15 protein-coding genes and 3 pseudogenes are annotated in these 20109 nt (G+C 70.4%); 11 read left to right on the top strand and 7 right to left on the bottom strand.

Translation table 11 applies throughout. The annotated features are described in order from the left end of the window. Positions 1 to 2448, bottom strand: a complete 2448-nt coding sequence (locus OHB41_RS05860) for a SpoIIE family protein phosphatase (RefSeq protein WP_266696871.1) — start codon at positions 2446 to 2448, stop codon at positions 1 to 3. Positions 2449 to 2642: 194 nt separating this feature from the next. Between OHB41_RS05860 and OHB41_RS05855 the strand changes: the two genes are divergently transcribed. Continuing rightward, positions 2643 to 3134, top strand: coding sequence for a hypothetical protein (locus tag OHB41_RS05855; RefSeq protein ID WP_266696870.1), 492 nt, complete (start codon positions 2643 to 2645; stop codon positions 3132 to 3134). A 155-nt stretch (positions 3135 to 3289) separates the two neighbouring features. Here the strand turns inward: OHB41_RS05855 and OHB41_RS05850 are convergent, their stop codons facing one another. The 4 genes and pseudogenes from OHB41_RS05850 to OHB41_RS05835 form a co-directional block, all read right to left on the bottom strand. Then, entirely contained in the window at positions 3290 to 4843 is a 1554-nt protein-coding gene (locus OHB41_RS05850; protein ID WP_526025033.1) for a hypothetical protein, read from the bottom strand. A gap of 294 nt (positions 4844 to 5137) precedes the next feature. Next, positions 5138 to 6067, bottom strand: a pseudogene (locus OHB41_RS05845) (class I SAM-dependent methyltransferase). 138 nt (positions 6068 to 6205) lie between these two features. Next, a pseudogene (locus tag OHB41_RS05840) lies at positions 6206 to 6493 on the bottom strand (hypothetical protein); the annotation flags it as partial. 409 nt (positions 6494 to 6902) lie between these two features. Continuing rightward, entirely contained in the window at positions 6903 to 7637 is a 735-nt protein-coding gene (locus OHB41_RS05835; protein WP_266696869.1) for an SDR family NAD(P)-dependent oxidoreductase, read from the bottom strand. 111 nt (positions 7638 to 7748) lie between these two features. Between OHB41_RS05835 and OHB41_RS05830 the strand changes: the two genes are divergently transcribed. The 8 genes from OHB41_RS05830 to OHB41_RS05795 all read left to right on the top strand — a co-directional run bounded on the left by OHB41_RS05830 (position 7749) and on the right by OHB41_RS05795 (position 17092). After that, the gene (locus OHB41_RS05830) at positions 7749 to 8405 is read left to right on the top strand and encodes a TetR/AcrR family transcriptional regulator (protein ID WP_266696868.1); all 657 of its coding nucleotides are present in this window, start codon (positions 7749 to 7751) and stop codon (positions 8403 to 8405) included. A gap of 941 nt (positions 8406 to 9346) precedes the next feature. Next, the gene (locus tag OHB41_RS05825) at positions 9347 to 10645 is read left to right on the top strand and encodes a molybdopterin-dependent oxidoreductase (protein ID WP_266696867.1); all 1299 of its coding nucleotides are present in this window, start codon (positions 9347 to 9349) and stop codon (positions 10643 to 10645) included. After that, a complete protein-coding gene (locus tag OHB41_RS05820; protein ID WP_266696866.1) occupies positions 10642 to 11175 on the top strand; it encodes a Sec62 family protein translocation protein in 534 nt (177 codons plus the stop codon). The genes OHB41_RS05825 and OHB41_RS05820 overlap by 4 nt, the downstream gene beginning before the upstream one ends. A 387-nt stretch (positions 11176 to 11562) precedes the next feature. Continuing rightward, positions 11563 to 11787, top strand: coding sequence for a glycoside hydrolase family 15 protein (locus OHB41_RS05815; protein WP_323138355.1), 225 nt, complete (start codon positions 11563 to 11565; stop codon positions 11785 to 11787). 185 nt (positions 11788 to 11972) lie between these two features. Next, complete coding sequence (locus OHB41_RS05810) at positions 11973 to 13127, top strand: molybdopterin-dependent oxidoreductase (RefSeq protein ID WP_526024892.1); 1155 nt, start codon at positions 11973 to 11975, stop codon at positions 13125 to 13127. Beyond that, a complete protein-coding gene (locus OHB41_RS05805; protein ID WP_266696864.1) occupies positions 13124 to 13525 on the top strand; it encodes a hypothetical protein in 402 nt (133 codons plus the stop codon). Before OHB41_RS05810 ends, OHB41_RS05805 begins: the two co-directional genes overlap by 4 nt. A 907-nt stretch (positions 13526 to 14432) precedes the next feature. Further along, the gene (locus OHB41_RS05800; protein ID WP_266696863.1) at positions 14433 to 15911 is read left to right on the top strand and encodes an HAD-IC family P-type ATPase; all 1479 of its coding nucleotides are present in this window, start codon (positions 14433 to 14435) and stop codon (positions 15909 to 15911) included. Beyond that, the gene (locus OHB41_RS05795) at positions 15839 to 17092 is read left to right on the top strand and encodes an HAD-IC family P-type ATPase (protein WP_323138354.1); all 1254 of its coding nucleotides are present in this window, start codon (positions 15839 to 15841) and stop codon (positions 17090 to 17092) included. Before OHB41_RS05800 ends, OHB41_RS05795 begins: the two co-directional genes overlap by 73 nt. Positions 17093 to 17693: 601 nt before the next feature. Here OHB41_RS05795 and OHB41_RS05790 read toward each other — a convergent pair. Then, complete coding sequence (locus tag OHB41_RS05790) at positions 17694 to 18215, bottom strand: DUF2231 domain-containing protein (protein WP_266696862.1); 522 nt, start codon at positions 18213 to 18215, stop codon at positions 17694 to 17696. 289 nt (positions 18216 to 18504) lie between these two features. Continuing rightward, positions 18505 to 18798: pseudogene (locus OHB41_RS05785) on the bottom strand (ferric reductase); the annotation flags it as partial. A 270-nt stretch (positions 18799 to 19068) separates the two neighbouring features. Here OHB41_RS05785 and OHB41_RS05780 point away from each other — a divergent pair. Continuing rightward, complete coding sequence (locus OHB41_RS05780; RefSeq protein WP_266696861.1) at positions 19069 to 19350, top strand: hypothetical protein; 282 nt, start codon at positions 19069 to 19071, stop codon at positions 19348 to 19350. Between the two features lie 104 nt (positions 19351 to 19454). Continuing rightward, positions 19455 to 19991, top strand: coding sequence for a hypothetical protein (locus OHB41_RS05775; RefSeq protein ID WP_266696860.1), 537 nt, complete (start codon positions 19455 to 19457; stop codon positions 19989 to 19991). The last annotated feature ends 118 nt before the right edge of the window (positions 19992 to 20109 follow it).

Here is a 20109-nt window from a genome sequence, read left to right as displayed (position 1 = left end):
TCACCCCCGCTCGTTCGGGATACCGATCTCTGCCCAGATCGACTTCCCTCCGGGCAGGTGGCGTGTACCCCAACGTTCGGCGAACTGGGCGACGAGCAACAGGCCGCGTCCGCCTTCGTCGAAGGTGCGGGCGCGGCGCATGTGCGGGGCGGTACTGCTGGTGTCGGAGACCTCGCAGATGAGCACCGAGTCGCGGATCATGCGCAGTCGGATGGGTGGCCGGCCATAGCGGATCGCGTTGGTGACCAGCTCGCTCACCACCAGCTCGGTGGTGAAGGCGAGCTCGTCCAGTCCCCAGTCCGCCAGGCGCCTGGAGACCTCGCCCCGTGCGCCTGCCACGGCGGCAGGGTCGGACGGCAGGTCCCAGGTGGAGACCCGGCCCGCGTCGAGAGCCTTGGTACGCGCAAGGAGGAGGGCGACGTCGTCCGACGGCTGCGCGGGAAGCAGCGCCCGGATCAAGTCGTCGCAGGTGGCCTCCAACGAGGGAGCGGGCCGCCGCAGGCGCTGGAGCAGCAGGGCCATGCCTTTGCCGAGGTCGTGTTCGCGGACTTCGACGAGGCCGTCCGTGTACAGAGCGAGGAGGCTGCCTCGGGGCACTTCCCATTCGACCGCTTCGAAGGGCAGCCCACCCACTCCCAACGGAGGTCCGACAGGAAGGTCGAGGAACTCCGCCGAACCGTCGGGCGTCACCACGGCGGGCGGGGGGTGCCCCGCCGCGGCGACGGCGCAACGACGCGAGACCGGGTCGTACACCAGGTAGAGGCAGGTGGCGATCAGATCGGTGACGACCTCGAGCTCCCAGCCCGTGCCACTGCCCTCCTCGGCCCTGAGATGAGTGACCAAGTCGTCGAGGTGGACGAGGAGTTCCTCGGGAGGCAGGTCGACGTCGGCCAGAGTCCGAACCGCTGTCCGCAGCCGCCCCATGGTGGCGGAGGCCCGTAGACCATGACCCACCACGTCTCCGACGACGAGGGCGACCCGGGCCCCCGACAAGGGAATCACGTCGAACCAGTCGCCGCCCAGCCCCGCCTGGGAGCGGGCCGGCAGGTAGCGATGAGCCACCTCGACGGCCTCCTGGGCGGACAGCCGCTGTGGGAGCAGACTTTCCTGCAGGGCCAGAGCGGTGATCCGCTCGCGGGTGAAGCGCCGGGCGTTGTCCACCGCCACGGCGGCGCGCGCGGCGATCTCCTCCGCGAGGAGCAGGTCGTCCTCGTCGAAGGGCGCCCGGCGCCGGTGCCGGACGAGCACGGCAACGCCGAGCGTGATGCCGCGGGCGCGCAGCGCAACCACCATGATCGAGTGCATTCCGAAGGCAAGAACCTTGGCCGCGCGCTCGGGGTCGGCTGTCCGCCACCCGTCGACCGCTTCGTCCAGGGTGCGGTGCAGCGAGGAATCGCCCGTGAGCAGGCAGCGGACGGGAGGCGAGGATTCCGGGTAGTAGTCCACATCTCCCGGCTGGATCACCGATTCGGGCACGTCGGTAAGAACGGACTGCTGCGCGACGCGGCGCAGGCCGACGGAGCCCTCGGACGAAGGCCTCGGCTCGACACCGCGCAACAGCGAGTCCAGCAGGTCGATACTGATGAAGTCGGCGAGCCTGCCCACCGCCACGTCGGCCATCTCCTGAGCCGTGCGCGTCACGTCGAGGGTGCTGCCGACCTGTGTGCTGACGTCGTTCAGGAGGGCCAGCCGCTCCCGGGCGCGGTGCAGTTCGGTGACGTCGAGGGCGATGAGCTGCACGTGGCGGACTTCTCCTGCCGCGTTTCTGAGGGGGGACACGGTGACGGCCCAGAATCTTCCCGGGGCCCCACGTCTCGGTTTGCCGTGCACATGGAACAGCTCCGGCTCCCCCGACTCGAAAACCCTGCGCATCCCCTCCTCGACCGTGGTGCAGATATGGGGAGGCATCAGGTCGGTGACACGCCGACCACGTATCTGCTGCTCCGAGAGGCCCAGCTCGCGGGCCGCGCCGGCGCTCGCGCGCAGCGCCCGCAACTCTGCGTCATAGATCATGACGGGCAGGTGGCACTGTGTGAAGGCTTCCTCTGTCGTCGCCTCGCCCTCACGCGCCTGTGGCCGCTCATGAGCAGGCGTCCCCTGTGACGGTGTGACGACGATGAGCCACTGTGCTCTGCCCTCGTGGTCGAGCGATGCGAAGGCCTGAAGCTCCGCGTCGACGCGACTTCCGTCCCGGTGCCGCAGCGTGGTCGTTCCGCTGCGCCCCGGGAAAGCCGTGGACCCGTCCCATGGGGTGTCGTCGTTCTGGCAGAGCAGACGCGTCGCGGGAAGCCCCACGACGTCCTGGTACGGGTACCCGAGCAATCGCTGCGCGCCAGTGCTCCACCCCGTCACGGTGCCCCGCGCGTCGACGACTGCAGTGGCCGAGGTGACCGGATCCGGAAGCGGGCCGGGGTCGTATCCGCAGGGGCCGGCGTTCTCCATGTCCATTCATCGCCCATCCCGCCCCCTGACTCTCGCTTCGCCAGAAGGCAACAGCAGAGGCCGCGGCGCGGCGTTCGTCGCAGTTCGCCGCGTCGACTCCCTTCCTCACTTGTATCTCTCCTTGCCTGCGGGCGCAGGTCGGCGGGCGGGACCCGGGGAAGGCCAATACACCGAGGTTGCCGACCAGCGCAGAGCGTGTGGTGGCAGCTTCCGGTTGCGGGCCTGTAGAAGCCCGGAGCGTTGTCAGCAGTGCCCGCTACCGTCAGGACACGACCACACCCCCGCGCATCCCCGAAGGGTCGAGCTGGATCCCGCACATCACGATCACGTCCGCGCCGGCGGCGAGGGCCCAGTGGAACAAGCAACTGGACAAGGTCCGCCCGATCGCCGGATACGACGAGGCCGCACGGACGTGGTCCGCTCACACAGGCACGCTCAACCTGGCCGGACTCGGCGTTCTGCAGACCCTGTTCGACACCGCCCGCACCTACGGAACCGAGGTGCTCCTCGCACCGGTGCCCGTGCCGAAGTCGTGGAGGGGACCTGACTTCACCAGCGACTCCGAGATCGCTGCTCTGGTCCGAGCTCAGACCGATGAGGGCCGGCCGCTGGGGCACCTTCCGCTCGCCCGACCATCTGGCCCCTCACGGCCGGTGTCTGTGTGTGCCGCCTGTCGTGTGCGCCGGTTGTGAGGGCCGCGGGGTAGATGACGGGGCTTCCGTACCGGGTGCGGGCCCGGTCGGCGACCGTTTCGACGAACGGCCAGGGGCAACTCAAGGCGACATTCCGGGATAAGGCCGCGACGAGCCACGCTTTCACCACTCACCGCCTGCAGCCTAGCCGGTGGTTACCAGCCCGTCAGCAGAAGGTGGTTGAGGAGGAGGGCCAGTGTCGCCTGGGTGATGAGCCAGATCCGCGGGTGAGGGAGGAGGGCGGTCGCCGCGAGCGTCCACGCTGCGAACGGCAGCCAGATGCGTTCAGTCTCCGCCTTGCTCATGCCGGACAGGTCGGCGACGAGCAGTGCGAGCAGCGCGGCGACGACGAGGACGGCGAGGCGGAGGGGCATGCCGGCGTCAGTGTCGGCGGCTGTGCCGGATCGGGATGTGGGTGCCGGGGCAGGCAGACGAGTGTCGGCGCGGTGAAGGGGAGTCGTGCTGGTATCCGTACCTGCGCCGAGGGGAGCCGGTGCCGAGGCGGGGATCCCGCCTCCAGGCGTCCCGGACCTCCGGGACGCGGTCAACGCCAGGCGCCCGACAGCCGCTCCCACGCGTCGCAGGCCGGCCACCGTGGCCGGCCCTACGATCAGCACCGTGGCCGCGGGATTCGCCCACACCCAGTAGCCGTACGGCCGGATGCCACCAGCGCCTTCGTAGTAGCGGATGACCAGCAGACGGTATGCCTCCCACCAGTTGAAGCCGAGAAGACTGAACACCATTGGTACGACGGTGAGTCCAGCCAGGACGTACGGGAGCGGGCGCAGCCGGGAGGAGCGGGCGCCGAGCAATACCACCGCGCAGGCGATCACGGCGATCAGCGTCAGCCCGTACGAGAGATACCCGGTGAGGCCGAACAGGAGCCCCGAGGCGAAGCCGGTCGTGCGGGCTCGGTGCCCGGTGACCGCGAGGGCGAGCAGGGCGAGTGCCCAGGCGGCGACCGCCGCGAAGTATCCGTCCGCGGAGGTGCCCATCCATACCGCCGCCGGGGCGAGTACGAGGAAGGGTGCTGCGCGCCGGGCCAGCGTCTCGCCCGCCAGCGTGCGCACGGTGACCAGCACCGCCACGCCGGCCGTCGCACCGACGGTGACGCACCAGACACCCGCCCAGGCCCCGCCACCCAGACCGATCCGGTCGAGAAACACGAACGTGAGGGTGGCGGCCGGCGGGTGCCCCGCGATGTGCGCGGGCCAGTGGGCGGGGGAGTGGATCAGGATGTGGTGGGTGAAATCCCGCAGGGCGGCGGGGATGTCGTGGAAACGGTTCACCGGGGAGATGACCTGGAGGTATTCGTAGCGCGTGGTGAGACGCCGTGCCACGCCCCGGTCCCAGCCGTCGATCAGCGCGAGGGAGAACGTCCAGGCCGTCGACGTGCCCCAGGCGGAGGGCAGCAGCCACCGCCAGGGGAGGCGGGCGGCGAGTGGCGGCCCGTACGTGACGACGGCGACGGCCATGGCGACGGCGGCCGCGGTTCCGGGTCCGACGTGCGGTCCCCAGTGCCCGTACAGCGGTGCCGCGCTGACGATCAGCGTGCCGTATCGGTGCTCGATGACGTATCCGGCGACTGCCGCCGTCAGGACGAGCAGTGCGGCGGCCAAGGCTGCGGCCAGGTCGCGGTGGACGTCCCGGGGCCGGTCGCTCAGCAGGGATCGGGAGATGCCGTGGGAACGGGCCTCGGCGCGGACCAGGGAACGCACCCGTGACAGGCCCCGGGAAGGTGCCCGGGGCGGAACTGTGGAGGGAGCCTCCGACGGAGCCGGGGGAGGGCCGTCGGAGCGGTCGCGGAGATTTTCGCGGGGACGGTCGCGGTTCACCCTCGCACGCTAGGCCGAGCAGCTTCCGAAAGCGCCGGCACCGGATCGGACGTCAGATTTTCGTCATGGTTCGAGATCCGGTCCGGGTGGACTGTGGCCTGCGGCGGGGCTTTCCACGGTCTCTCTTCCCGCCCGGGTCCCGGCACAGCACGCTGCGCGGCCCCTGGTTCACTCCGTCCTCGGGGTGGTGCTGCTCGTCGGTGTCACGGTGATGGCCGTGACCGGTCTGCTGTGTCCCCCGCGTACTTCCCGAATCCCGCGGCGGTGAACGACCCTGCGCCCGTCTCGCGCAGGCCCGTTTCGCAGGGATACGAAAGAGCGGCCACCGGCCTCCCACTGGGTGTCCGCGAGCCGGCCCGCGCGCGCCGCGTGTCGCAGCAGGGCCGGAGTGCCGAGCCGGGCCCACGGAAAGGCGGCCCGGTCAGTGGACGGAGCGCCCCGGAGGCCCGAGTCGCCCTCGGCTCTACCGCGTGCGTCGGTGCCGCTCACGCCGTCGTCGGCGTGCGCGCTACGGACAATGCGGACGTCGACGCGTTCGTCGACATCCGTGCCCGGCACGGTCTTTGCGATCAACAGGACTCCTGGGGCGAGGAGTTGCGAAGCCCGGTGGAGGAGTGCGCTGGGATCGCCCCCGATGCCGATGTTGCCGTCGACCGAGCAGCACGGTGCCCCAGCGGCCCTCGCCGGGGAGCGGCTCGAAGACCGACCGGTGCAGTACCTGAGCGCCGAGTCGCGCGGTACGGGCGACGGCGGCCTCGCTGACGTCGATGCCGAGCGCGGACTGCCCGCGCGTGGTGACTTCCGCGACCAGCCGCCCCGGCCCGCACCCCACGTCGAGGACGGGGCACCCTCGCAGCACGCCAGCACATGGAGGTCCACGGCGTCGGCCCGCGCGCACCAGCGCTCCACTTCCAGGGGGAGAAGCCAGTCGTCCGAACGCCGCAGGAACAACGGCCCCCGACCGGTGCCCAGCGCATCGGCGTACGGGGCGGCCGACCAGGAACGCACGGCCCGCCCGGTGGGACTCCCGGCCGCGGCCCCTGTCCTGGTTCCAGCCCTGATTCCCGCGTCGGACCAGGGGTCTCGTGCACCGGCCATGTCCGTCGGCGTCCCTCGTGCGCTCACGGTCCGGTCCCCCGTCGGGTGACTTGCGCGGCGTTCTCTCCGGTCGTCCGCCCGGGGTTTGATCCGCGCCCTCGTTCCGCCTCGGCACCGAGCCCGGAGACCACCCCGGCGTCAGCGCTGAAGGCCTGGGGCGGGGACCGGACCAGGGGCGTTTCCTCCGGAGGGACGAGCGGTCCGTCCGGCATCCCGAGCGGCGCCCTGCCCGGCCGTCGTCCGGAGCCGTCTCAGTCGCGCCGCGAAGTGCCCGTCGGGGGCCGCGGCGGCGACGGCCGTCGCATCGGCGGCCGTGTCGACGTCCCGCAGGCGGGGCGGATCCCGCACCCGCAGCCCGGCTTCGACCAGACGCTCCCGCTGTAGGGCACCCGTGGTCCGCGTCGACATCGGGATGCCCCGCAGGAGCTACGTGTGGCTGCGCTACTTCGCTCTGGCCTGATGCGGGCTCCTTGGACCTCACTCGGACGGCAGACTCGTGGTGAAGCCGTGACGTCCGCAGCGTGGTGAGCGTGTGTACCCGCAAGCGGCAAGGGGCGTGCGGCATCTGGGTGCCTTGCGTCCTTGCGTGAGGAACTGGTGCACCACCATCCGTCCCGGCCCGGGTCATTGCCCTGGTCTCGGAAGCGGTGTCCGGACGCCCACATGGTGGTTGGTTCCGCGCCGCGTCGGTGACGTCGAGGTGCACGTTGTGCGGCCGTGCGCCGTCCACGTCCGGGACGCGGACGGCGCACGGCGGTGGGCACCCCGCCCACGAAGCCGCGCAGCCGGCGAAGTGTGGTCCGGGCTGCCGTTTCGCGTGCTCCGGCGTTGGTGTCTAGACCGCCGTGCGGCCGGCGTCCGCCGCGATCGTCGCGCCGGTGAGGTAGGCGGCGCGATCGGTGGCGAGGAAGTGGATGACCTCGGCGATCTCCCGCGGGGTCGCCAGGCGGCCGAGCGGGGTCGTCTTGGCGATCTGCTGAGCTCCTTCCTCTCCCATGGTGTCCATCACCATGTCGGTGCGGGTGGGGCCGGGGGCCACCGTGTTGACGCGGACTCCGGCCGGGCTGAACTCGGCCGCCCAGGTGCGCGTGAGGGACTCCAGCGCGGCCTTGGTCGCGGAGTAGACGGACAGCCCGGCCATCCCGATGCGCGCGGCCATTGTGCTCACGTTGATGATGCTGCCGGATCCCCGGGCCACCATGCCCGGTGCCAGCGCGGCGGTCAGGAAGTAGGGGGCCCGGATGTTGGCGGCCATGGCGGCGTCGAAGGTCTCCACGTCCTGCGACGTGGTCGGCCCACCGGGAAACAGCGCGGCGTTGTTGACCAGGATGTCGACATCGCCGGCTTCCCCGGCGAGCCGCCGCAGCGAGTCGAGGTCCGTGAGGTCGGCCGGGACGAACCGTGCGCTGCCTCCGGTTTCGGTGATCGTCCTTACGGTAGCCTCGCCGCGCTCCGGATTGCGGCCGGAGACGACCACGTGGGCCCCCGAGGCCGCGATCAGGCGCGCGGCCTCGCTGCCGATACCCCCGGTGGAGCCGGTGATCAAGGCGACTTTGCCGGTGAGTTCCATGTGCTGCACCTTCCAGAATTCCGGTCCGGAAGAGGACCGGAGTGGGTTGTGCGTCCCAGATTGCTCACCGAAAAATGGGTTGTCCACTCCAGAATCTTCTATGGTGGAGCCATGACGACTCAGAATCGGACGGCACACAACCGGCAGAGCGCCCCCGCGAGGCCCCTGACCCCCAAAGGCCGGGCGACCCGCGAACGGATCGTCGCCGCCGCCGCCCGGCTGATGTACGAGCGCGGCCTCACCGAGGCGACGCTGGAGGACGTACGAGCCGCGGCCGGCGTGAGCGGCTCGCAGATCTACCACTACTTCGCGGACAAACAGGCGCTGCTCCTGGCCGTCATCGAGTTCCAGACAGCGGCGGTTCTGGAACTGCAGGAGCCGTACTTCCCCCGCCTGGACACCATGGCCGGCCTACGCGGATGGCGTGACTCCCTGGTGGACTACCAGCGTCGTCTGCAGTGCCGTGGCGGATGCCCGATCGGCACGCTGGGCAGCGAGGTCGCCGAGAACAACCCGGAAGCCCGGCTGGCCGTCGCCTCGGGCTTCCTGCGCTGGGAGTCCGCGATCCGTGAAGGCCTGACCGCCATGCACGCACGCGGAGAACTCGACGCCGACCCCGACGACCTCGCCCTCGCCACCCTCGCGGCCCTGCAGGGAGGGCTTCTGCTGACGCAGATCCAGCGTGAGGTCCGGCCGCTGGAGGTAGCCCTCGACGCGATGCTCGACCACATCGCACGCGTCAGGACGGACTCGCCGGGCAAGCCCTGACCGGTCACTGGCTCCCTGTCGCCCCTGACATGTACCCCTGTCACTCCGCGGCGGTGTGGTCCGGAAGCGGATGTGTTGTCGGTGGACCGGACGGGTGCCATCGGTAGTGTGCCCGTCGCCCTGGCCGGCGTAGCTGTCGGGCTGGTCGCTCCGGGCGCCGTCTGTCTCTCGCTGGACGATCAGGTCCTCGCGGTCCTTGATGACGGCCGCCGTCCTGCGTGGGGACTCATCGAGTCCGCGACGTGCGGTGCGGCGGTATCCGGTCAACATCAGGCTCAGCCCGATCATGGCGGCGGCCCCGACGACGATGCCGGACAGGAAGAGCGTTCCCGTGGAACCAGTGACGTGGTGGCCGAACACGGTGAAGCCGTTGGGCGCGAGTGCATGCCCGCTGCCGGGGTTGCCGAGCAGACCGGCCGCGCCCATGACCACTGCGGCAACGAGGATGATGAGGCCAAAAAGAACAAACATGGCGCTCTCGTCGCGTATAGGGCAAATGCCTGCGGTCAACGCCGTGACGGAGCGGTGTCCAGCGGGTCCAGGAGAGTCCAGGTGCGGAGCGCGGACAAGGCCCACAAGCGTCGTGCTGGGAGCCGGCCACGTGATCGCCCACCACGGCCGAGGGCCGGCGTCGAGCGCGAGGGTCTGAAGGAGGAACAAACAGGGGGTCGGGGTGCCCGTGTCCATCTCCTCCGGTCAGCTCGCCCGAGGGGCGTCTCCCGGCGGTTGCGTGCAGATTCGTGGGGAGGTGCCGACTGCCGGATCTGGCGTGTCGCGGAGCGGGCCGGGTGCTGGGTGAGGGATGTTCTCATCAGCACCTGTGTCTGTTCGAAGGTATTCGCGTGGAGGTGTTCCGGGTGGCGGAGAGCGGCGGCAGGCCGGACCGGCCGGACAGTGAATCCCCGCGGCCCCCGGCCGCTGCCCCGCCGCCCCCACGGCGTATGACTCCGCGCGACCGGCTGCGTACGGCCGTAGACCGGGCCCGGTCCGGGGGTACGCCACCGGGGCCGACTCGTCCGGGGTTCTGGCGCAGTCCGTTGCGGGGCCCCTGGCTGACCGGGGTGTTCGGGCTGACCCTGCTGGTCGGCGTCACCCTGGTGTTCGTGACCGGCCTGTTGTCCTACGCGGCCTACAACCCGGACCTCGCGCCGCGCAACGACGCGACGCCCGACAAGGGGTGGCTGGGCTTCTACCTGTTCACCTGGCCGACATCGCCGTACTGGCTCTACCGGCTGACACAGGGCATCCACACCGTCCTCGGTGTGGTGCTCGTACCGGTGCTCCTCGCTAAGCTGTGGTCGGTCATCCCCAAGCTGTTCGAATGGCCGCCGGTCCGTTCGGCCGGTCAGGCTCTCGAACGGCTGTCGCTGCTCCTGCTGGTGGGTGGTGCCGGATTCACCTTCGCCACCGGGATCCTGAACATCCAGCTGAACTACGTCTTCCCCGGCTCCTTCTACCCTCTCCACTTCTATGGCGCCTGGGTGTTCATCGGCGCCTTCATCGTCCACGCCGCCTTCCGGTTTCCGCGTGCGGTGCGCGCCGTGCGGGCCGGCCGTGACGTCCAGCCGGAACCCGACTCGGACGAAGCGGCAGGGCTCGTGTCACCGTCTCCGGCATCCGCGACGATCTCCCGTCGGGGAGCCGTCGCCATGGTCGGAGCGGGGTCGCTCGCGCTGTTCGCGGTGACGGCCGGGCAGAGCATCGGCGGCTGGTGGCGCAGGACGGCTCTGCTCGCCCCGCACGGCCGCGAACCCGGTTCGGGGCCGAACGGCTTCCAGATCAACAAGACCGCCGCGTCGGTCGGCATCCGCCCGAGCGACATCGGCCCCGCCTGGCGGCTGACGGTCCGCGGCGGGGGACGGCAGGTCGTTCTCACCCGCGAGATGCTCCTCGCGATGCCCCAGAGCGAGTCGGCGCTGCCGATCGCCTGCGTCGAGGGCTGGTCCACCCCCAACCAGCAGTGGAGCGGCATCCGCCTCACGGACCTCGCCGCCCTCGTCGGGCTCGGCACCGACACTCCACCGGTACGGGTGGAATCGGTCCAGCGCGGCGGAGCGTTCTCCTCGGTGGTCCTGGCCGCCAACCAGGCCCGTGACCACCGTTCGCTGCTCGCGATGAGGGTCAACGGAGCGGAGCTGTCCCCGGACCACGGCCATCCGGCCCGGGTGATCCTCCCCGCCGCCCCAGGAGTGCACAACACCAAGTGGGTTCACCGCCTCACCTTCGGAGAGCCGGCATGAACCACTCCACGCGCGGCCCCGCCGCGGGTTTCCGCGGCCGCTACGGCGCCTCACCGCTCCACCTCCTGCTCGTCCTCGCCTCCTTCGCCCTGGCCGTCTACGCGGGGATCAGGCTGCTGAAGGGCGACACCCTGGGCGTGGTGATCTGGTTCGTCGGGGCCGCGCTCCTCCACGACCTGGTCCTGCTGCCCCTCTACTCGGTGACCGACCGTGGCGCCCAGTGGCTGTGCCGCGGAAGCCGGGGGCCGGGCAGAGGCACGAACCGGCCGAGCGTCAACTACCTGCGCGTGCCGACGTTCGTCGCGGGAGTCCTGTTCCTGGTGTGGTGGCCACTGATCCTGCGCCAGGGCGGCCAGTACACCGCCGACACCAGTCTGTCCGCGGACGGGTTCCTGGCCCGCTGGCTCCTCATCACCGCCGCCCTGTTCTTCGCCTCGGCCCTCGTCTTGATCGTGCGGACCTGGCTGCGCCTGAGGCCGGAACGCAAGGAGGTCCGGGCTCAGGCGCGAGCGCGCAGGGCGACGAAGTGACGCTGCGCCGAAGTGATGACCCACTGCTCTGCTGCCGCCCAACCCGGCATGTCGGATCAAGGCGTGGGCGCCGACGATGGCCCAGGAAAAGACAGGGCTCGCGGCCTGCTGCCCCACGTGGATGTGGATACGGACGCGGCGGCGTTCGTCCACGTCGGCCAGGGAGGTTTCCACGATCAGCAGCCTTCGGTCACGTACGAGATCCCGGATGCGTCGTAGCAGCTGGCGAGGGTCACCGCCGATGCCGATGTTCCCGTCGATGAGCAGCGCCGTGTCCCACCCGCCTTCCTCCGGCAGCGGATCGAACACCGAGCCGCTGCGTGCGGCACCGCCCCGGCAGACCGTGGCGACCACGGCCGAGGGGCACACGTCGATCCCGAGCGCTTCGTGCCCGCGCAGCGTCAGGGCCAGGTCTTCGAAGACGCGCTCAGCCACGCCGGCGATGTCGGCCTCCTCCCCGAAGAGGTGGACACCCGCACCGGCGAAGCCCTCGGGAGCTTCCCCCAAGCCTTTAGCCGCATCGGCCTCATCAATGCGGCCCTTGCCATCCGCGCCGCCGAAGCGGCCCTCGAACCGAACGCGGACACACGCCTACGGCCACCGAACGAGTGAGACGATCGGACCGGCCACGGGAGGCTGGACGATCCGGTTGTGCGGGCTCGGCGGACCGTCCGACCCGGTCGCGAACAGCCTGAGCGGTAACGGGGTCACCCCCGGAGGCCGAGGCAGGTCCCCTGGGAGGCGTCTCAGTTCCGTAAGGCGTGCAGACGTTCCGGATCGGGCGGCCGCCGGGTGGGATGGGTGGCATGAAACTGCGTTTCCCTCCGCTCGCTCCGCCGGTGTTCAAGGGAAGACTCCATGACGCCCGCACCGCGACCTCCATCGGCCGCTGGTTGGGGCCGGCGTTCACCGTGTGCTTCGTGACCGGGCTGATCAGCCACTTCATGCAGCATCCGCCGGGCTCGCTGATCGACTACATCCCGAGCCGCCCGTCGTGGGGTTACCGACTCACCCAGGGCCTGCACGTTGCCTCGGGAACCGCCGCGATCCCACTGCTGCTCGCGAAGCTGTGGACGGTGTATCCGCGGTTGTTCGAGTGGCCGCCGCTGCGGTCGGTCCGGCACGCGGTGGAACGGCTGTCGGTCGCGCTCCTGGTCGCGGGGGCCGTCTTCGAGCTGGCGACCGGGCTGTTGAACACGGTGCAGTGGTACCCGTGGCCCTTCTCGTTCGTACCGGTGCACTATGCGGTCGCGTGGCTGGTGACCGGCGCGCTGGTGCTGCACATCGCGGTCAAGGCGCCTGAGATCCGGGCGCATTGGCGCACGCGGTCGCCCGGGACTCTCACTCTGCCCGTGCAGGACGCATCCGACCGGCGGTCGCTGCTGGCCGCGGTGGGCGCGGCCGTCGGGGCCGTCACCCTGACCACTGTGGGTCAGTCTTTTACCCCGCTGAAGGACTTCATCCTGTTCGCGCCCCGCCATCCGGATCGGGGCCCGCAGTCCCTGCCGGTGAACCGGACCGCCGCCGCGGCCGGGGTCGGCCGGATCGCGGACGAGGAGTACCGGTTGGCGGTGGCCGGCCCGAGACCGTACACGCTGACCTTGGACGAACTGCGCGCTCTGCCCCAGCACGAGGTGGAGCTGCCGATCGCCTGCGTGGAGGGTTGGAGCGCGTCGGCGCGCTGGACGGGCGTACGGGTCGTGGATCTACTGGAACGGACCGGTGCGCCGCCGCACGCACGGGTGCGGGTGGTGTCGTTGCAGCTGCGCGGCGGCTACCGGGTGTCGGAGATGGGTCATGAGCACGCCCGTGACCCGCTCACCCTGCTCGCGCTCCGCCTGAACGGTGAGGAACTCGATCCGGACCACGGCTATCCGGCGCGGCTCATCGCCCCGAACCGGCCCGGCGTTTTGCAGACCAAGTGGGTGGGCCGACTGGAGGTGCTGTCGTGAAGGTGACCCGGTACCTCGCGGGTGCGGCAGGTGTTGCGCTCATGGGCGAAGGCGTGTCTCTGTTGCTCGACGTCCGGGATCTGACGGACGCACTTGTCTGGCTGGGCGGGGCGGTCGCCCTGCACGACGCCGTGATCGCGCCGCTGGTGCTGCTGGCCGGGCTGGTGTTGGTACGCGGTGGCGTGCGGGGGCTTGTTCGCGGGGCGCTGGTGGTCGCGGGCGCATTGACGGTGGTGGCCCTGCCGGTGCTGCTCCGGCCGGGACGAACGGCCAACTCCTCGGTGCTGCCGCTGGATTACCCGCGCAACCTGCTGATCGCGTTGGCGGCGGTGGCCACGGTGACGGCGCTCGTTCTGGCCCTGCGGGGCCCGGTCCGTAGACGGCGGCCACCGTCATGAGGGCGACGCCGGTCCACGCCGCGCCGTCTTACGAGTTTCTTACGGCCACCCGACAGGGGAGCGGCGGTGCCGGAGGCTTCTTAAGGGCTGTCCCGTGATCCCCGGTGGATCGGCGCGCGGCGTCGGATGCGGTGCATCGCAAGGCGGAGGGTCGTCCTCGTACTGGGTGTATTCGGGCGATCCGACAACGCGGCGAGGTGCCGTGGCTGTCGTCGTGCGCCCGCCGGGGATCACGGGACAGCCCTTAGGGAAGACCGGTGCGGTCGCAGGGCATCCGGTCGACCCGCGAAGACGCCGTCGAACCAGTCGACGAGGCGTACGAGATGCGCGGCCCGACGCGCATGGGCCGCGCGGGCGCAAGGGCCCTTCAGTCCCCGAGGTCGATCCGCTCGGCTCATGTGCCCTGTCGGCTTTCGGCGTTGGGTGGGGGGAAACGAGGCCGACCCGAAGGGGGCGATGACAGTGGGCACGAGTCTCACACCGGAGTTCCGGACGCTGTTCGCCGGGGTGCTCCTTGTCGCCACCGGCGTGACGTCCGTCGCGACGGCCATGTTCGAGACGCTTGCCGTCCGGTTGCTGCGACGTTCGACCCGTGCTGCTCGTCGCCCGGAAAGCCCGAGGACGGCACAGTGCCCCCGGCGGGCGAAGTGAACCGGAAGCACCCGAGGTGGTGCGGTACCGCAAAAGACGCTCCGCGTCCGAGAGGGGCGCGGCTGCTGGTCGAGGCGGGTCGGCGGTGCGATGCTGGATCCCCGGAGTGAGCCGGGTCCGCGGACCCGGCGCCCTCACCGGGCGTGACGGGCCCCGGAGCGGCGATGAGTATGACCGAGCAGCGGAGCCGAGGTCGCGAAACCAGCCGGTGCTCCGCACCGCGAAACGGTACCCCCGAGTGTGGAGGGGGAGCAGGATGAGCGTCCTTGACCGGGCACAGCCGCCTGTATCGGCGCCCGGTGCGATGTCGGCGGCGGCTTTGCCGGCGGACGACGTCCTTCGGGCGCTGGGTGTCGTCGCCGGGGAGGGACTGGGGGGCGAGGAGATCGCGCGACGCCTGGGACAGTTCGGCCCCAACGCGGTCGCCACACACCGTGCCCGCGTGTTCCCCGTGCTCTGGCATCAGCTCCGCTCTCCGCTGCTCGGCCTGCTGTTGGCGGCCGCGGTCGCGTCCTTCCTGGTGGGGGAACGGAGCGATGCGGTGATCATCGGGCTGATCGTGAGCGCTTCCGTAGGGCTGGGCTTCGTCAACGAGTACCGGGCCGAGAGAGCAGCCGAGGCGCTGCACTCCCAGATCCACCACCAGACCGTGGCGCAGCGCGACGGCCGGGCCACGCTGGTGGATGTCACGGCGCTGGTCCCAGGCGATCTGGTGGAACTGCGACTGGGCGACATCGTGCCGGCGGACCTGCGGTTGACGGACGTCACGGGATTGGAGTGCGACGAGTCGGTGATGACGGGCGAGTCGCTTCCGGTCGACAAGAGCCTCGCCGCTGTCGCCGCTGGGACCCCGCTCGCCGAACTGTCCGCTTGTGCGCTGATGGGTACGGTCGTGCGGACCGGCGCCGCCCGCGGTGTCGTGGTCGCCACCGGTGCGCACACCGAGTTCGGCAAGATCGCCGCCGGCCTCGACACCCACCCGCTCGACACCGAGTTCCAGGTCGGCCTGCGGCGTTTCTCCCTCCTGCTGGTCTACGTCGCGGGCGCGTTGACCACCTCGATCTTCGTGATCAACGTAGCCTTGCACAAGCCGCTCATCGACGCGCTGCTGTTCTCCCTGGCCATCGCGGTCGGCATCACGCCGCAACTGCTGCCCGCCGTCGTCTCGACCAGCCTTGCCGCCGGGTCGCGCCGGATGAGCCGGCGCAAGGTGTTGGTCAAGCGCCTGGTCTGCATCGAGGACCTGGGCGATGTCGATGTGCTGTTCACCGACAAGACCGGCACGCTCACCATGGGCCGCATCGAGTACATGCGCGCTGTTCCCACGGGCGACCACGGCTCCGACGCGGTGGTGAGGTGGGGCCTGCTCAGTACCGAGAACGCGGCGCGCGACGCGCAGGACGTCGGCGGGAACCAGCTGGACCAGGCCCTGTGGCGGTCTCCGGCCGCCGTGGGCGAGCGGGCCGCGCTGGACGCGTACACGCAGATCGCGGTGCTGCCTTTCGACCACGAACGGCGCATGATCTCGGTCCTGGTGCGGGATGGGAACGGCTCTTCGAGCCTGGTGACCAAGGGGCCCCGGAGACCGTCCTGGACCGGTGCGTCGACGTCCCACCCGCGGCCCGGGACGCGCTGGCGGCGGAGTTCTCCGCAGGCAACAGGGTGGTTGCCGTCGCCACCCGGCCCGTCGACCCGGGGACGCAGGCCGTCGGACCCGAGGACGAGTGGAGGCTGAGCCTGGCCGGACTGCTGGTGTTCCTCGACCCGCCCAAGCCGGACGCCGCCGCGGCGCTGCGCAGGCTTTCCGGCCTCGGCATCGCGGTGAAGGTGGTCACCGGTGACAACGCCGCGGTCGCCGCCAAAGTCTGCCGGGATCTGGGGCTCACCGACGCGGGCGCGATGACCGGCAGCGAGATCGACGCCCTCGACGACGCGCGACTGGCCGAGGCGATCACCGGGACGACCGTCTTCGCGCGGGTGAGTCCTGAGGCCAAGGCACGTATCGTCCACGCACAGCGGCGCAGCCGCGGCGGTGTGGCCTTCCTGGGTGACGGGGTGAACGACGCGCTGGCTCTGCACGCCGCCGACGTGGGCATCTCCGTCGACTCGGCGACGGACGTCGCCAAGGACGCGGCCGACGTCATCCTGCTGGAGAAGGACCTCGACGTCCTCGCGGACGGTGTGGCCGAGGGCCGCAGGATCTTCGCCAACACCATCAAGTACGTGTTGATGGGCACCTCGAGCAACTTCGGCAACATGGCCTCCGCCGCAGGTGCCTCGCTGTTCCTGTCCTTCCTGCCGATGCTCCCCTCGCAGATCCTGCTGAACAACCTTCTCTACGACAGCAGTCAGCTGGCCATTCCGACGGACAACGTCGACGAGGAGCAGTTGCGGAAGCCTTCGCACTGGGACATCGCCTTCATCCGCCGATTCATGATCTCCTTCGGCCCGCTCAGCTCGGTGTTCGACTTCGTCACCTTCGGCGTCATGCTCTGGGTCTTCCATTCCGGACCGGCCCAGTTCCGCACGGGCTGGTTCGTCGAATCGCTGGCCACCCAGACACTGGTGATCTTCGCCATCCGTACCCGGCGCATTCCGTTCTTCCGTAGTCACCCCAGCCTGCCGCTGACCCTGGCCGCGCTCGCTGTAGTCACCGTCGGGGCAGTACTGCCGGCCACCCCACTTGCTCACACTCTTGGCTTCCAACCGCTGCCAGGGGCGTTCTTCGCCACGCTGGTCGGCATGATCCTCGCCTACCTGGCGCTCATCGAGATCGGCAAACGGCTCTTCTACGGGGCCGCGGCCGTGCCACCTTCAGTTCCCGGGCACTACGCGGGCCGCCGTCACCTGCGTCGCCGTGCCGGTCACTTCAGCACTGCCGGGCCCCGCCCCGCGCCGGTCGACGGCTCGCCTTGACATGGACCTTCGGGTCTGCACGAGGCCGGGCGCCGGGTCAGGGACGCGGGGACGGCGCGGTGACCCGCCGCGGCTGTGCGCTGTGGGCCGCCGCACGCCTCCGGGCTACAAGGACACTGCCTCGGCCCCGGCTGCCCCGTTCGGTGCCGGCACATGAGCAGTCCCGGCCAGGCCGGGGGCCGGTACGGCCGTGGCAGGCGGGGCATCTCGGCCGCTGCGGCGGTCGTCCCCCTGCTGAGGAAGGCGCCGAGCTCTCCGATGGTGCTCATCAGCGGTGCGGGGCAGACGACAGTGGTGTTCTGGCCGACGCCGATCTCGCCCGGACTCCGCAGGTTGCGCAGTTGCGGGGTGAGTGGGTGCGCCATCATCGTGTCGGACGCGTCGCCCAAGGCGACAGCGGCCAGGGACGTCGGGAACCGGTCCTGCCCACCGGCGCACGCTCGATGACAACCAGGCCCACGGGCAGCCGCTTCGGCTATTCAAGGGACCGTCGTGTCGGCCCGTCGACAGCTGCCTGAGACCCCGTCGCCCGGACCGGCCATGTGCAGCAACGTGTGCTGAGACGGCCTCCTGTCCGGGAAACCGCCTCAGCCAAAGTGTGTCAGCCGTGGTCGGGATGGGCGGTGGCGGAGTAGCCGTCGTGCCAGGCAGCCTTCGCGCCGGAATCACCGATTCGGTAGACCTGCACACCCGCGCCCACTCCGATGACAAGGGAGAGAACCGAGGCTGCGATACGCAGCGGCGTGGCCACCGTGTTGCGGGTGGTGGGCCCTGTCGCCTCAGCTGCGCGGTTGTCGGCGCGGCGGTAGGTCCACCACACCGCCGCGGCCACCAAGAACAGGGCAATGCCCCAGGGGAGCAGTTCATCACCGAGTTCGGCGTGCCTACGGACGAGGGCGTCGCTGCCGACGTGGCGCTCCAGCCACTCGCCGGCGTCTGTGGTCAGCGGCACGCTGACCAGGGCGACCAGAGCGAGGACCGGGAGGGCGAGACCGAACCGGCGCATGACCGATGGCCAGATGGCGCACAGGACGAGCGCCAGCGCGGTGAGGGGTATCAGGACCACGACGACGTGCACGAACAGGACGTGCGCGGGGACGCCGTTGATCAGGTCGAGTCCCACAGGGGGCTCCTTCGGGGGGGTGTTCAACGCTGGACAGGGGCAACTGGTCTTGCGCAGGGCTTCGGGAGCAAGCCGTGTCCGTGATGGGGAGGCGCCCTTTCCCTGCGGAAGAGACTGCGACTCGGTGCCGCTTCGGGATTCATGTCGGTTGAATCCCGAGGCCCACACCCGGGGGCCCGGTGTCAGGCGGCCGAGCGTGGCGCTGACCATCGGCGGACTTGAGCGTGACGCGCAGATGGCGGGGGTGCGCGGGGGCGCAGTGCGAATAGGGAACCGTCGGACAGTAGTCGTGCCGGCGCGCGAGACGATCCGCACCGACGGTGTGGTCGAGGAGCGGTACGCGGGCCATCGGAGCCAGCCGCACCGCACAGGCGTAGCCCGCCAGGAGGCCGGTGATGCGCCCCGCGCCGGTGAGCCACCCCGCCGGGCCGGCCACGGAGGTCGTGTCGCTCCACCACAGCGCCGGCACCCCGGCGGCGCCGGCCCGGACCAGCAGCGGGGCCAAGAAGGGCACGGCCCCGCGCCGTGGGCGCCGGTGGCATATCCCACGGCTCGAACGCGTGGTGGTGGACGTCGTGGTCAATGCGGCTCCTGCGGGGTGGGACCCGCTTCCGGTGATGGGCGGCCAGCCTCACAGCCCAACCTCTGCGTTTCTTCTGAAACCGTCCGCCGGGCCGCACCCAGCCTCGATTCAGAAGAAACCCAGAGCCTTGGCTCACCGATCAGCTGTAGGGCCGGCAGATCCCCGTGAAGGGTGACCCGTTGCGCGGTCTCTGGAGCGGCCAGGTCGTCCACCTCTTCCGCTTCCTCTTCCGCTTCGAGGCGTCGAGCAACGCCGGTGGTGTCGTTGGTGGTGAGCGAGCAGATTGCCGCTGAGCGCGCCTCGGCCGCGCCAGCGCCCGGGCAGGTGGGCGGACGGGCTGTGATGCTGATCCCGCACCGCGTGCCGGACGTGGAGGAGACCATGCTTCCGCCGGACTACCAGCGCATCCTTGCCGTCGTGCGGCAGGCGGCCGGGCCGGTCATGGCCCGGCAGGTCGGCGAGAGGCTGGGGGTGGACGTCAGCGTGCGGGCGAAGCTGGAGACGTTGCGCGGCAAGCTGGTCAGGCTGGTTGACCGCGGCTGGATGCGCTAACTGCCCGACGGGCGGTTCACCACTCGCCTGTGAATCGCCTTACCGCCAACTGGGCAGTGCGGCGCGGGCGTAACCACGGTGCCCCCGGCGGCGGTTGGATTTGTGTGCCGAAAACCGAAGAACGCGCCGAGGACACCTGCCCGCTTGTCTGCCAGTGCCGTCTGCCACTGTCCACGCGCACCGTCAACCAGCTCGCCGATCTGCTGCGTCGCCATCTGAAGGCGATACGGTCCAAGTGGCGGATCCTGCCGCCCGGGAAGATCACGGTGATCGTCCTGGCTGTCGTTCGTCACGACCAGCGTTTGGCTGACATGGCCGGCGGAAACAACGTGTCCGAGTCCACCATCCGGCGCTGGCGCGATGAGCTGATCACCCTGCTCGCCGCTCAGGCGCCGTGCCTGGACCGCTCCCTGAAGAAGGTCGCCAAGCAGGGCGGGGAGGTGGTCCTGAGCGACGGCACTCTCATCCCTACCCAGCGCCGCACCGGAAAGGCCGACCGGCGGAACTCCTCCGGTAAACACCACCATCATGGCCTGCACTTTCTCGCCCTGACTGACGAGAGAGGCCGCCTGATGTGGATATCTGCCGCCCGAGGACGAGCAGCGCACGCAAGGCGGGCAGGGTCGGCGCGGAACTTGTAAGGGTCGGCCAGATCTGAGGTGGGCGCAGCCGTGCGCGCCCGACGGCGAGGCGTGTAGGCGTCATTTTGGCCAGGGGTGAGCTTGCGGGCGCACCGAAGTCGTGATCGGGGTCCTCAAG

Origin of the sequence: Streptomyces sp. NBC_01571, assembly GCF_026339875.1 — a bacterium.
In the GTDB taxonomy this organism is placed as follows: Bacteria; Actinomycetota; Actinomycetes; order Streptomycetales; family Streptomycetaceae; genus Streptomyces.
The sequence above is the reverse complement of the archived record's forward strand: the minus strand, read 5'-3'. Positions and strand labels throughout refer to the sequence as shown.